Here is a 14036-nt window from a genome sequence, read left to right as displayed (position 1 = left end):
GTATTATAGGCGTTTTCTAGCGCGGAACTGGGCTTTGTCCTGTTTTAACTGCTGGCTTTTGTCTTTAGGTGCCTGCTGACCCTTTTGTAGAGGCTCCTTTAAATGCTTGGTGGCTTCGTTGGTCTTGCCTTCTGAATTCACTGCTGTCTGGGTTGTATGCTCCTCAGTAGGCTTTGTCTTATGTTGGATTTTATCAGGATTCTGAAATGAGAAATCGATTTTTCCGTTCTCCTTATTAAGAGTGATATATCCCTGATAGGGCTGATTCTTTTTATCCAGCAATCCGTCGAGATAAATCGTTTGGCCTGCTTTAAACTGACTATACTGCTCGTCACTTAATTCTTTGCCTCTGAATGATCTTGGTATCTCTGTCTGTGTATGGGTTTGAGATTGTTGCTGAATCTGCTTTTGATCAAAAAGAAATTCAACATACTTTTTATCAGCATTAAACTGGACATGGGCATTGAAAGGTTCCCCTTTAGTAGAGATCATCCCTTCCAGATATAATGCTTTGCCCTCTATAAGCGTCTGCTTTTGGGCTTCATCTAATCTAACACCCTTGATTTCATCAGGAATTCTGATGTTTTCTACTTTGTAGGCAACAAGTTCATTAGTCAGCCGGTCTCTGCTGATAAGGGAAGGAATGATTTCATCAGTCTTTGGATTGACAAGATCTACAACACGTCCCATATTTCCGGTTTCCATTAGATTTTTACGGTCTTCAGCAGTAAATTCATGACCTAGAAACTTAAAATTGAAATTAGGTTCTTTTCTGATGCCGTGGAGATTGATCATGACATTGCCGGCATCATTAGTGCTGAGTGAAAGACGGGCGTCTATCCGGATAAGCGCTGTTCCGAGATTAAGACTGATGGGAACGAGACCATTGGTTTTGAATCCTCTTAGCATGGGTTCCAGGGCATTGGCTTTTTCTAATTTTTCCTGCGTCAGCCCAAATTTTGACATCATATCCCAGTCGATCTGATCCTGGGAGTACTGATATTCTTTTTCTGATGATGGATTTGTACTCATTGTAATGGTGTTTGGGGTTACTATTTTATAGGTCTTCAGAAATTCTTCACCTTTACTGCTTGAATGCTTGAGGTAATGCTCAATCTGTTTTCCAATTTTTTCAGATTCTTTGAGAGGAGAGGTAAAAAAATTAAATGAAGTAGGGTTTTTGAGCTGGCTGAGGAAATTGGAAAAAAAGTTGGAAAATAAATCGCCCTGCTTATCAATTTTTAAAAACTGATTCTGGTTTTTCCGGGTATTGGATACTGTTTTCAGATCACCTTTTTCATCAACAGTTTTTACCACTTCTATTTTGTTGGTCTTAGGGTTTAAAACCAGCAGAGTATTAATTAATGCAGGATCAGGATTTTGGGTATTTGCTATATCTTCCATGATGTTAAGTATTGATTTAACATCGAAGTTAGACCTATTGGATAGGAAAAGTTAAAAGTGGAAGTAGATGGGGATATTTGGCTGGGATTGTCTGGAAAATACCAATAAGACATTAATTTTTTAACAGCTTTTTGTTGCTACTATGGTAAAAATAATTAATTTTACGCCGTCTCGATCGAGACGTTTTTTTTTCATCATTTGTGTTTTTTGTCCTGTTTTATTATTGATAAAACAGGATTTTTATCTATAACTGGAGTGCTTTTCAAAAAGATTCATACCAATAATTTTATTATGCATGTTGTCATAGATCAGTTCTACCGAAAAATTTGAAATTTCATACAAAACATATCTTGATTGGGAAACCATTCTTTCACTGATGATGCGTCCATGAGTTAGTACAAGTTCATATTGTGTCTGGCGATCGGTTAAATTCTGAAAATCGTAATAGGAGATATTCATAGTTATAATAATGGGATAGTGTAAATTATTTTAATCTAATTTTTTTGAAAACTTTTCATCAAGTATCCGGATATCTTTTTGAATCCCAAGCAGTATTTCCTTCACATTATAGTTTTCAAAAAGCTCAGGTTCAAAATCTTCAGGAAATATTCCAGAAGCATACTGCCATACTTCAACGATTTCTCCGAAAGGAATATCATAAGGTGTATAAAATGAATTGTCAGCTGCTACGGTTATTGATTTTTCATTCAAAGAGATAAGTCTTTTATAAGAGATACCATCATTCAGGGTGACGAAAACATAACTTTTGCCGGACTTTAAATCCTTGATATTTTCTATATATTTCCCGACAATGTAAGAACCGTCTTTAAAGGGCGGCATGGAATCGCCTTTTGCCGGAAACGCTCTGTATTTTCCGTTGGTCAGAAAGGGTAGTGAAATTCTCTGTAAGCTTTCAATATATTCAGGATCACTGTATCCTGATAAATATCCCATGGAGGCTTTTTGGGGAACAATTTCAATACTGTTGTTACCTAATTGATCAACGATAACTGGTAGAACAATTCTATTATCCGGAAGTCTCAATACATCTTCTAAAGGATATTTCCTGATATCCACTGTCAAAAGAAGATCAATACTTAAATTGAAATACTTTGAAATTCTGATCAGTATTTCGTAGGGGGCTTCCGAACGCCCGTCCTCATATTTTGAATACCGGACCCTGCTCAGCAAAATTTTATCCGCCAGTTCCTGCTGGGATAATTTTTTCTGAGTTCTTAAAAACCTGATGTTATCTGAAAAAATTGACATTGATACAAATTGTATCTGCAAATATATGAAAAATGATACATATAGTATCTAATTTTGTGACGTGAACCGGGCGATTGTACATATGGATCTGGATACATTCTTTGTATCCTGCGAGAGACGTAATAATTCTCAGCTTGACGGAATTCCCCTGATTATTGGCGGAGGTGACCGTGGAGTGGTAGCATCATGCTCCTATGAAGCAAGGAAATTTGGAGTCCGTTCTGCCATGCCGATCCGAATGGCAGTCCGGTTGTGCCCTGATGCGAAAGTCATCCGGGGAGACCATGAGCTGTATTCCAATTTATCTCATACCGTGACTGAAATTATCCAGGAAAGAGTTCCGGTAATGGAAAAGGCGAGTATTGATGAGTTTTATCTTGATCTTTCAGGTATGGATAAATTTTTCGGTTGCTATCAGTGGACCCAGGAAATTGCGGCAGCTGTTACCAAAGAAACAGGACTTCCTATAAGCTTTGCTTTATCTGCTAATAAAACTGTTTCAAAGATAGGAACGGGAGAAGCGAAACCGGTGGGCCGACTGGAAATTAAAGATTTAGAGATCAGATCTTTTTTAAACCCTCTATCTATTAAAAAGATTCCGATGATGGGAGACAAGACTTTTCAGTTATTATCAAGAATTGGAATCCGTACCATTCATACGCTGTCTGAAATGCCCGTTCTGGTTTTACAGCAGATGATCGGCGTGAACGGAAAAGAGCTTTGGAAAAAAGCTAATGGAATTGATGAAAATCCTGTAGTTCCTTATTCTGAAAGAAAATCCATTTCTACGGAAAGAACCTTTACCAATGATACTATGGATGTTTCAGAATTGAAAAGGCTGATATCGGGAATGGCGGAACAGTTAGCGTATCAGCTCAGAAAGGAAAAATGGCTGACATCCACAGTGGTTGTAAAAATACGGTATGCCAATTTTGATACCGAAACCAAACAATGCAGAGTTTCTTATACTTCTGCAGATCACACCCTTTCAAGAGTGGCTCTGGAATTATTCAATAAAGTATATACCAGAAGAATGAGACTTCGTCTGGTAGGGCTGCGCTTTACCGGCCTCGTGCATGGGAATCACCAGATGAATCTGTTTGAAGATACTGAGGAGCAGATGAATTTATATCAGACCATGGATTATCTGAAAAACCGCTACGGTATGGGAGCAGTTGGGAGAGCTTCAGGTTTTGATTTTGAAAAATAATTTTAAATTTTTAATAATGTTTTTGAATTGTCATTCTTTTCACAGCCTCCGATATGGGACCCTATCCATAGAGGAATTGGTGAAGCAGGCTTATGCATCAGGGAGTACAGAGCTAGTACTGACGGATATAAATACCGTTACCGCTATTTATGATTTTAAGAAAGAATGTGAACGGGTTGGTATTAAACCTATCGCAGGCGTTGAGGTACGCAAGGAAGGCAAACTGTTGTATATTGCTGTTGCAAAAGAGTTTTCAGGAATAAGAGAAGTCAATACCATTATTACTCAGCATAACTGTGACGATAAGGAACTTTCAGAGACAGCGCCGGAATTTGAAAATATCTTTGTGGTTTATCCTATGAGTAATATCCCGGAAGTCTTAAAGGAAAATGAACGGGTTGGGGTGAGAATAGAGGAACTGAATTTTTTGATAAGACCTGAGTACCAGAAACTGATTTCCAGAATGGTAGTTCTGCATCCTGTTACATTCAGAACCGGTGAGGAGTATAAACTGCATAAAATTCTCAGGGCCATTGATCATAATACCTTATTGTCAAAGCTCACTAAACGGGATATATGCAGGGAATCAGAATATTTTATGACTGAAAAGGAGATTGCAAAGGCATTTGAAAGATATCCGGAGATTGTTACAAGAACAAAAGCAATGCTGGCACAATGCAGCTTTGAATTTGATTTTAAAAAGGTAAAGAATAAACAATTTTATACAAAATCAAAAGCAGATGATGTAAAATTACTTCGCAGGCTGGCATATTCAGGACTGGAAAAAAGATACGGAACTCATCATGAAATGGCCAGATTAAGAGTGGAAAAAGAACTGAAAGTGATCGATGAACTTAATTTCTGTTCTTATTTTTTAATAACCTGGGATATTATCCGTTACAGCAACAGCTTGGGGCTTATGCATGTGGGAAGGGGAAGTGGTGCTAATTCTATTGTAAGCTATTGTCTGGGAATAACCGACATCTGTCCTTTGGAATTGGACCTGTATTTTGAACGTTTCTTAAATCTTAACCGGAAGTCTCCGCCTGATTTTGATATCGACTGGAGCTGGCAGAACAGGGATACGATATTGGAGTATGTTTTTGACCGGTATGGAAAGGATCATGTAGCCTTTTGCGGAACCAATGTGGAGTTTAAATACCGGTCTATTTTCAGAGAAGTGGGAAAAGTGTTTGGACTTCCTAAAGAAGAATTGGATGATCTGGCGACAAAGCCTATGGAAGACCATGACCATAACACAGTGGTTCAGATGGTACAAAAGTATGGTAAGCTGCTGGAGAAATTTCCCAATCAGAGAAGCATGCATTCCTGTGGAATTCTGATTTCTGAAGAACCTATTACAAGTTATACGGCACTTGAAATGCCTCCCAAAGGTTTTCCGATTGTTCAGTTTGATATGAATGTGGCAGAAGATATCGGGCTGGAAAAATTTGATATTCTTTCCCAGAGAGGATTGGGTACCATCAATGATACGGTAGCTCTTATTAAGAAAACAAAAGGAATCGCTGTGGATATCCGCGATACATCACTGTCAAAAGATGAAGAAAAAACCAATGAATATCTGGCGATAGGAAGAACCATCGGCTGTTTTTATATAGAATCTCCCGCCATGCGCGGTCTTTTAAGAAGACTTAAGTGTGATAATTACAGAACACTGGTCGCCGCTTCCTCCATTATCCGGCCGGGAGTGGCTCAGAGCGGAATGATGCGGGAATATATTTTCAGGCATAACCATCCGGATCAGTTTGAATATTTTCATCCGGTATTTGAAGAGCATCTGAAAGAAACCTATGGCATTATGGTATATCAGGAAGATGTGATTAAGATTGCCCAGTACTTTGGAGGATTATCATTAGCGGACGGGGATATCTTACGAAGAGCCATGAGCGGAAAAGGAAGATCGATTAAAAAGCTTCAGCAGATAAAGGATAATTTCTTTGCATCCTGTAAGGAGAAGGGCCATTCGGAACTGTTGACAGCTGAGGCATACAGACAGATTGAATCTTTTGCCGGGTATTCTTTCTGTAAAGCACACTCGGCATCCTACGCGGTGGAGAGTTATCAGAGTTTGTATTTAAAGGTATATTACCCATTGGAATTTATGGTGTCAGTGATTAATAACCAGGGAGGATTTTACAGAACTGAAGTCTATATTCATGAAGCAAAAATGTCGGGCGGAAATATCCAGGTTCCCTGTATTAATAACAGTGAGTATCAGACAACACTGAAAGGGACGGATATCTATCTGGGATTAATGCTTTTGGAAGGGCTGGAAACAAGAATTGCCCACGGTATTGTCGAGGAAAGAAAAACCAACGGAGTATATACCTCATTGGAGAATTTTATAAGACGTATTCCCATTGGTATTGAAACCATACAGATCCTGATTTTTATCGGCGCCTTCCGGTTTACTGGAAAACCTAAAAATGAACTGCTTGTTGAGGCGAGAGTTCTGCTTGTTAACTTTAAGCCTGAAAACAGAGGGCTTATGCTGATTGAAGAACCGGTTCAGGAATTTAAGCTTCCTGAATTAAAGCGGGAACATTTTGAGGATGCCTTTGATGAAATTGAACTCATTGGGTTTCCTGTTTCATGCAGCCCTTTTGATCTGTTACAGACCCGGTACCGGGGTTCTGTTTTGGTGAAGGATTTATTGAAGTTTCATAAGCAGCAGGTTAAAATGCTGGCGTATCTGATTTCAAGAAAACATGTACCCACGAAGAAAGGCACCATGTATTTTGGTACGTGGATCGATGTGAACGGAGATTATTTTGATACCGCTCATTTTCCTGACAGTCTAAAGCAGTATGATTTTCAGGGCGGCGGATGTTATCTGCTCCTTGGAACCGTGGAAGTCGATTTTCATTTTCCTACCGTTACCATTCATAAAATGGCAAAGATGCCCATGATTCCTGATCCAAGGTATGCTTATGATAAAGAAAAACAATATGATATCCACAGGCAGATCAGGGAAGATGTAAGCATGACCTATAGAGAACCTTATCCGCAGGCCCATGAGATTGGATTGCCAAGACATAAGATACAGTAGTAATAGTAAAATTTTTGATAAGAAGAATTATGAATCAGTTAAGTTTATTCGATACAGAAGCGTTCTATGAATTTCCAAAGGATCTTTTGGAATACAGGGAACATTTTCTAAGTAAAGAGCAAGCTGATCAGTTAAAAGATAAGCTGCTCAATACCGCGTCATGGGAACAGCGTACACAGAAAATGTATGATAAAATGATATTGACTCCACGGCTGACAGCATGGTATGGGGATTCAAAAGATTATGGTGCTCAAGAAAAAGAAAGGGCAAGAAATCCATGGACTCCTGAACTGTTCTTGCTCAAGGAAAGGATAGAAAAAGAGTTTAACTGTAAGTTTAATGGAGTTTTATTAAATCTCTACAGAGACCATAATGATTCTGTGGCCTGGCATAGAGATAAAGAAAGCCGGTATGGTAAACGGCCTGTGATTGCCTCTATCAGCCTTGGGCAAACCAGGAACTTTGATTTCAGGAAAAAAGACCACCATGCCAGTAAGTACAGTTTACCGCTTCCGCATGGTTCTCTGCTTATCATGAAAGGCGATTTGCAGGAAAACTGGGAGCATCGGATAGCTAAATCTATAATACCCATGAAAGAGCGGATTAATCTGACGTTCAGGTTAGTTCTTGATTCTTAGGTGTGTATAGATGTTTTTAAGGTAATAACCTGTTTTTCATGGTTTACTGTTATTGAAAGTATTTTGAAAATACGTATCTGAAAAACAGGTTATTCTTTTTTTATGGCTCAAGCCCAGGGCCGCCACATGAATTATACGGAACGCATGTTAATTTATCATTTATAAAACATAGTCTGGTACAATCTGCTCCGCCAACAATTGTTTTTAATTCTGCTTTGTTAAGCTTTTTTAAATTTTTCATATTAATATATTTTATGTTCACAACAAATCTCAAGAATAATTATTATATAATAGTTTAAATTAACGAATTTTAACGTTCAAACCTTGTTTGTTACTTTGCATTCCAAAATTGATGTTCTAAGAAATGATCGTTTTTTAACAATAATACTATATTCGTTGACCCCATGCTTTTTCTCTGTTCTATCAGATCTGGTAGTACAATAGTTGTTATAATTTATCAAAAAACTTCAACCGGCAGGGTTCCATTTTTCTAGGGATAAAATACGACATGTTTTGTCGTTTACGGAGTGTATTTTTGTAAAATAAAATGGTTGATAATGTGGATGCATATTATTGGGAATTCTAGCAATTCTAGGTTTGAAAAGTTAAATTAATAAAATAACAATACCTTTGAAGTCATTTAATTTTGAGTTTGAAAAACATGCAGGGAAATGAGTTGGCATATCAGGTTTATTCTCCGGGATCGGTACTTGGCCTTTTTAGTAATGCATTAAAACTTAATGCAACGGTTAATCTTATTTATCTTAAGGGAAGATACTCTTTTGGTGGTGGGAAAGCCTATGGAAATTATTACTATGATAATTTATTTTCAGAATCTGATACAATTTCTATTGGGGTACGGGTTTCTGCGTTACTGAGAAGTAAGATTGAAAATAATGAGATTTATACCCTCAGAGGATATATTGAGAAAAGTATTAAGAACTCTTCTGTGGAACTTCGCTTTGTAGTCGATGAGATTATTCAGCAGGAAGAACGCGCAATTTCGGAGGAAGAATTACAGAGATATGAGCTTATCCAGAAGAAGCTTGGGAAGGGCTCCAAGGACCTGGAAACTGTGATCAGAGAGAAGATTCTGAAAGATGAGCCGATCAGAATTGCTAACATTTATGGAAATAATGCGATTGTACAAAGAGACTTCGCAGAAGGATTGGATGTTTCCAGAAGTATTTCCAGGTCTCGGAATATACCTGCAGTATTACTTCATCGACCTCTATTGTTTCCAAACTTGAAGAAGTTTCAGCATTAGGCTACGATATCATAGCATTGGTAAGAGGTGGGGGAGACAAACAAAGTATGGAAACTTTTAATGATTTACAGCTTTCAGAATTGTTTATTACAATAGAAGCAGTGACTGTCACAGCAATAGGGCATACGGTAGATGAAACTTTGCTCGATAAGCTGGCAGATAAAAGATTTCATCTTCCTCATGATTATGGAGCAGGGCTTCACTCCATCGTTGAAAAGTTGTCTCATGAGAAATCAAATTCCCGGGCATTACTGATTGATGAAGTTAAAAAGGATGTAGGCAAACAGTTTGCAGAGCAAGTGTTAACACTGGAAAAGCAGCTTAAAACGAAAAATGACGAATTTACCGAAGCACAGAAAAACTTTAAGGAGCAGGCTGAAAACCAGATAAAGATTTTTACGGAGCAGCTTAAGGTTCGTAATGAAGAGGTAGAGAAGTTAAAGAAGGATCTTACTGAAAAACATGGTCAGCAGGTAAAAACTTTAACAGATCAGCTTTCAAAAAGAAATGAAGAGTTCCAGAAATTTCAGGAGTCTTCGGCTAAACAGCTTCAGGAAACACAAAAGAGTTTTTCAGAACAGCAGAAACAAAGACAGCAGGAAATGGAAAGCTATAAAAAGGAACTCAATGTTTTACATGAGAAAAACTTACAGTCAGTTATTAATGAGAAGACAGCTTCTCTAAAGGCTGCAGTAGAATCTTTACAGCAGGAAAATGTAAGACTGAATACGGAGGTTAAAAATAGTAAAACAGATTATCTAAAGATTGTCATCGCAGCTGTTATAGCTTTAGTAACAGGGTTTTTATTGGCAAAGTTATTTTAAAGCTGCATAACATTATGGAAACTACTAAAATAACAGAAATTAATAATATTATAGATACTTATTTGAATTTTGAATCTCTTTCAACTATTGATGATGAGCAATATAAAAAGATTGTAATTGAATTTTTTAAAAAGCTGGATCAATTAAAGAAGAAAGGAATACTCATAGATAATGAGCTTATACGTTTTATAAGTGAGAAGTATTCAGAGATTTCAGAAAAATTTGAAGAAAATCCTATCTATGAAGAAAGGATTCAGAGGATACTTCCGGAAATAAGTGAGTATTGCCCACCTCCTTACTTCTGGGATAGCCCATTACATAATTATATGAAAAATAAATGGGGATTAACTATTAATGCTTCTGGTCTACAACTATAATTCCAAGCGGAACTTTAACTCGATTTTTACATATATAAAAAACAAAATAGAATTCAATAGGATTGTTACTATGGCATTTACCACTTGTTAAAGAATATTTTTATCCAAACGGCTTAATTTTTGCAATTTTTTTAACTGCCGGATATTAATCATATGATGGTAGTTAACAAACAAAAAAGAGAGGGAAAAGTAATCAGCCTTCCTTAAAGTTCGGAGCATAGTTTTTAACCTCGCATCTCAGTTAACTGAATAGGGGAAAACTGTTTTTAAGGCTGTGCTGATAATCTCAAAAATATCAGCGCAAGTAACTGGAAAAAAATTGTAGAGTACTATTATTTTAAAAAAATACTGTTATGAACGTTAAACGCACATTTGGAACAATACTGACTGTTTTAGGAATCGCAGGTTTGATTTATACAGGTTATGAATTGATTAATAAAAGCTCAGCCTATACGACTTTAGGAGTGATCGGAGTTCTTGGACTGATATTCTTTTTTTCGGGGATTGGTCTTGTCAAAAATACTAAAGACGAGGCATAAATACGTTATTTTTAAAGAAGATTGAGAAGCAGTCTGAAAAATTAAAAAGCTACAGGTGCGGATATTGGAGCGTCTTTAGTAATTATTTGGGCAGCCAATAGATCGATATCTGATTTTTAGGAGTTGGGCAGATGGTCATTGAGACATTTATTGAAGGGCTTTTTTGCATATGAATGGCCCAAAATTTGTATGTAAAGTTACTGCCAATTTTTGCTAAGATATTCATTTGGAACCATAACAAAATATAGATAATATGATCATCGATGAAAATCTTTTGCTCGAAAATGGAGCCGTTTACGAGGATTATCCCGCAAAGGAAATTATTTATGAAATGGGAAGTGTTCCCCACTATTATTTCCAGATTGTTAAGGGTACAGTAGAACTGAATAATTATCACGAGGATGGAAAAGAATTTACCCTGAATATCCTCAGAAGGTCAGAGTTTTGGAGAATCTTTACTTTTTGCCAATAAGAATTATCCGATGAATGCCATCGCTAAAACTGACTGCATAATTCTGAAATTACCAAAATCCAACTTTCTGAATATGTTGAGTACCAATAGAGAATTGATGTTTACAATTTTCCGTCATCTGTCAGACCGTCTTTTCGATAAGTATGTGATGCTGTTCAACAATTCATCCACTGACCCGATGTCGAAAATAAAATCATTAATGGATTATTATAAGGATAGTTCCTTAAAACAAAATCCTTACTCTTATCCTGTTCCACTTACCAGGCAGCAAATTGCCAATTTGACAGGTTTGCGGGTCGAAACAGTAATACGGACGATTAAAAAGATGGCACAAGAAAAGATCCTGAAGCTTGATGGACGAACAATTTTCTATTAATGTATTTTTATAGTAACCCAGGTTAGGTAAATCCAAAGTATCTACCAGATCTTCAACGATCTATGATCATAATCATCATAATCCTGTGCATAGGTTTTTAAATGATGACAATCATTCGTTCCACCATATAATAAAAAGAATCAGAAAATAGTGTTAAATTTGATTTGAACAGATCTTTACTATTTGAAAAACTATAATTATGAATGAAGAACTAAAATTTAATCCAGTGGATCAATTTCCTACCCAGGTAGAAGGAGAGCAATTTTCGAGAACTGTTTTATTGTACGATAAAGATTTAGATAATTTTGATCTGGGCTATTATGACTTTGAGCTTCAGAAATGGCAGGGCATGGAAGGTTTTCAAATGGATGTAATTTGCTGGTCCTACATTCCTGTACCTAATGAATTACAAGTTTCGGGATTTGATTCTGTTACTATTGATTAATCAAGGAACCAGATTACTTTAGATACATGAAAGTAATTGGAACTAAAGTATAATGAACTCTTGGATAATAAAGAAATACTGTTGACATTACTGTTATATTATTCCTTATTTTTACAGTAGACTTCTAATTAAGTTGATGTACATAGCAATTTTTAAATCATTATAATGATAAAGGAATTTTCATTTAAAAAATTTGGGAATTTAGAATTTAGCAAATCCTCCGTTCAAAATGATACCCTCAACAAAATAAACGAACATATCAAAGTCCTGTTCATTCCACAGAAAGCTATTATACAAGTGGATTTTCAGGAGATTGAAATGAAAACAGATACCTTATTATTTATTAATCCCCATGTCATCGTAAAGCCCTGTGAAACTATCGGCGGGCAACTGATGCATTTTAACAAGGATTTTTACTGTGTGGAAATTCATGATCATGAAGTTGCCTGTGATGGTATTCTGTATAACAATGTGTTTGAAATTCCATTCATCAATTTAAATGAAGAACAGTCTGCTGATATACAAAAGATCATCAGTGATATTCAGTCCGAATTGAAAAATGAAGATTCCGGTACAGAAGAAATGCTGAGGACATTGTTAAAACTGATCATTCTTAAATCTACACGCATCTGGAAGCAGCAACATCAGCTGGCAGACAATATACAGCAGGCCGATGTCCAATTTCTGCGGAAATTCAGCAAATTGGTAGAACAGCATTTCAAGACTCTCCATACTGTAGCTGATTATGCTGATTTGCTTTGTATTACGCCAAAAAATCTAAGTAAAAAAGTAAGCCTGGTTAGTAAAGACACACCAAATGAAATTATAAAAAACCGTATTATACTTGAAAGTAAGCGTCTTTTAGTACATACTACAATGAGTGTCAAAGAGATTGCCTACACATTGAATTACGAAGACGACGCCTATTTTGTCCGCTTTTTCACCAAACACACGGGAATATCCCCAACCAGTTTTAGAAAGCAGTTTTAACCAGATATTTCTCCAATATCCAGTACAAGCACAGCCCTGATCGGTTGTGCTTTTTCATATTTACACCTTTCTAATCCTAAAAACAGATTGTTCATAATACTACTGGTTCCTGTTGGGGCAAAAAGTACAATTCAAAGCGAAAACCATCCATTGATACGCCTTCGGAATTACCCCAACTTTGCAATAACAAAAAGGAACAATAACAACAATTAAATAGTAAAGACATGAACAAGTTTACAGTAAAAGACGGAACAGAAATTTATTTCAAAGATTTAGGTGAAGGGCAACCGATATTTTTTCACCATGGATGGCCATTGTCATCCGACGACTGGGATGCACAGATGATGTTCTTTCTGGAAAAAGGATATAGAGTTGTTTCCCATGACAGAAGAGGGCACGGAAGATCGACTCAAACCTATAAGGGTAATGACATGGACACGTATGCAGCGGATGTTGCAGAATTGGTAGAGTACCTGAATTTAAAAGATGTGATCCACGTAGGTCATTCAACAGGTGGTGGCGAAGCAATAAGATATGCTGCCCAATATGGAAAAAACCGCGTATCTAAAGTGGTTTTAATAAGTGCAATTACACCTTATATGATTGCTGATGTCAATAATCCTGAAGGGGTGCCACTTGCTGTATTTGACGATATCCGCCATAATACACTTCATAACAGACAGCAATTCTATCAGGATCTTACAGTGCCTTTCTACGGTTACAACAGAGAAGATGCGGTTATTAAAAAAGGTATACAGGACAACTGGTGGAGACAGGGAATGATGGGTGGTATCAAGGCACAATATGACTGTATCAAAGTCTTTTCTGAGACCGATTTTACAAAGGACCTAAAAAGTCTGGAAATACCTGTTTTAGTACTCCATGGTGATGATGATCAGATTGTGCCTTATCAGACTACGGCAGTAAAGGCTGCAGAACTTCTTAAAAATAGCCAACTGATCATTTATCCGGGCTATTCTCACGGCATGCCTACCATCAATGCTGATGTAATCAACAAGGATATCCTATCATTTATAAAAGAATATAAATCAAGAGAGACAAAAAGTACAATTCAAAGCGAAAGCCGTCCATTGGAAGGCCTGAGGAATAAGAGCAACTTTGTAGTGTCAAAATAACAACAATAATAAATATTTA

The 14036-nt window shown here is 36.8% G+C and carries 15 protein-coding genes and 1 pseudogene; 12 read left to right on the top strand and 4 right to left on the bottom strand.

From position 1 onward, the window contains the following. Positions 1–3: 3 nt before the first annotated feature. From V0410_RS06485 to V0410_RS06475, 3 genes are all read right to left on the bottom strand, one after another. Positions 4–1404, bottom strand: a complete 1401-nt coding sequence (locus V0410_RS06485) for a DUF3945 domain-containing protein (protein ID WP_120231289.1) — start codon at positions 1402–1404, stop codon at positions 4–6. A 240-nt stretch (positions 1405–1644) separates the two neighbouring features. Then, on the bottom strand, positions 1645–1863 hold the full coding sequence (locus tag V0410_RS06480) for a hypothetical protein (RefSeq protein ID WP_120231288.1): 219 nt from the start codon (positions 1861–1863) through the stop codon (positions 1645–1647). A gap of 30 nt (positions 1864–1893) precedes the next feature. Then, complete coding sequence (locus V0410_RS06475) at positions 1894–2673, bottom strand: XRE family transcriptional regulator (protein ID WP_330746798.1); 780 nt, start codon at positions 2671–2673, stop codon at positions 1894–1896. Between the two features lie 61 nt (positions 2674–2734). On the opposite strand from V0410_RS06475, the gene dinB reads away from it, so the two are divergent. Genes dinB through V0410_RS06460 form a run of 3 tightly spaced genes read left to right on the top strand, consistent with a single transcriptional unit; the run spans position 2735 to position 7591 of the window. After that, positions 2735–3883, top strand: coding sequence for a DNA polymerase IV (dinB, locus tag V0410_RS06470; protein WP_330746797.1), 1149 nt, complete (start codon positions 2735–2737; stop codon positions 3881–3883). 16 nt (positions 3884–3899) lie between these two features. Then, positions 3900–6953, top strand: coding sequence for a DNA polymerase III subunit alpha (locus tag V0410_RS06465; RefSeq protein WP_330746796.1), 3054 nt, complete (start codon positions 3900–3902; stop codon positions 6951–6953). 29 nt (positions 6954–6982) lie between these two features. Further along, positions 6983–7591, top strand: coding sequence for an alpha-ketoglutarate-dependent dioxygenase AlkB family protein (locus V0410_RS06460; RefSeq protein ID WP_330746795.1), 609 nt, complete (start codon positions 6983–6985; stop codon positions 7589–7591). 100 nt (positions 7592–7691) lie between these two features. Here the strand turns inward: V0410_RS06460 and V0410_RS06455 are convergent, their stop codons facing one another. Further along, entirely contained in the window at positions 7692–7832 is a 141-nt protein-coding gene (locus V0410_RS06455; RefSeq protein WP_110010354.1) for a bacteriocin-like protein, read from the bottom strand. Between the two features lie 420 nt (positions 7833–8252). On the opposite strand from V0410_RS06455, the gene V0410_RS06450 reads away from it, so the two are divergent. From V0410_RS06450 to V0410_RS06410, 9 genes and pseudogenes are all read left to right on the top strand, one after another. Beyond that, the gene (locus V0410_RS06450; protein ID WP_330746793.1) at positions 8253–8858 is read left to right on the top strand and encodes a hypothetical protein; all 606 of its coding nucleotides are present in this window, start codon (positions 8253–8255) and stop codon (positions 8856–8858) included. Positions 8859–8875: 17 nt separating this feature from the next. Beyond that, positions 8876–9682, top strand: coding sequence for an exodeoxyribonuclease VII large subunit (locus V0410_RS06445; protein WP_330746792.1), 807 nt, complete (start codon positions 8876–8878; stop codon positions 9680–9682). 14 nt (positions 9683–9696) lie between these two features. After that, complete coding sequence (locus V0410_RS06440; RefSeq protein ID WP_047433501.1) at positions 9697–10059, top strand: hypothetical protein; 363 nt, start codon at positions 9697–9699, stop codon at positions 10057–10059. A 353-nt stretch (positions 10060–10412) separates the two neighbouring features. Further along, positions 10413–10598, top strand: a complete 186-nt coding sequence (locus tag V0410_RS06435) for a hypothetical protein (protein ID WP_047433500.1) — start codon at positions 10413–10415, stop codon at positions 10596–10598. A gap of 253 nt (positions 10599–10851) precedes the next feature. Next, a pseudogene (locus tag V0410_RS06430) lies at positions 10852–11098 on the top strand (Crp/Fnr family transcriptional regulator); the annotation flags it as partial. A gap of 45 nt (positions 11099–11143) precedes the next feature. Beyond that, positions 11144–11446 (top strand): Crp/Fnr family transcriptional regulator, encoded by a 303-nt coding sequence (locus V0410_RS06425; protein ID WP_330747664.1) that lies wholly within the window; start codon positions 11144–11146, stop codon positions 11444–11446. Between the two features lie 199 nt (positions 11447–11645). Further along, the gene (locus V0410_RS06420) at positions 11646–11891 is read left to right on the top strand and encodes a hypothetical protein (RefSeq protein ID WP_330746790.1); all 246 of its coding nucleotides are present in this window, start codon (positions 11646–11648) and stop codon (positions 11889–11891) included. Between the two features lie 165 nt (positions 11892–12056). Continuing rightward, positions 12057–12881, top strand: coding sequence for a helix-turn-helix domain-containing protein (locus tag V0410_RS06415; RefSeq protein WP_047433498.1), 825 nt, complete (start codon positions 12057–12059; stop codon positions 12879–12881). A 224-nt stretch (positions 12882–13105) separates the two neighbouring features. Continuing rightward, positions 13106–14017, top strand: a complete 912-nt coding sequence (locus V0410_RS06410) for an alpha/beta fold hydrolase (RefSeq protein ID WP_330746789.1) — start codon at positions 13106–13108, stop codon at positions 14015–14017. Positions 14018–14036 lie beyond the last annotated feature (19 nt).

Source organism: Chryseobacterium sp. CP-77 (assembly GCF_036362765.1).
GTDB classification, from domain to species: domain Bacteria; phylum Bacteroidota; class Bacteroidia; order Flavobacteriales; family Weeksellaceae; genus Chryseobacterium; species Chryseobacterium cupriresistens.
Note: the sequence above shows the minus strand (reverse complement) of the source record. Positions and strands in the feature narration are given on the sequence as shown.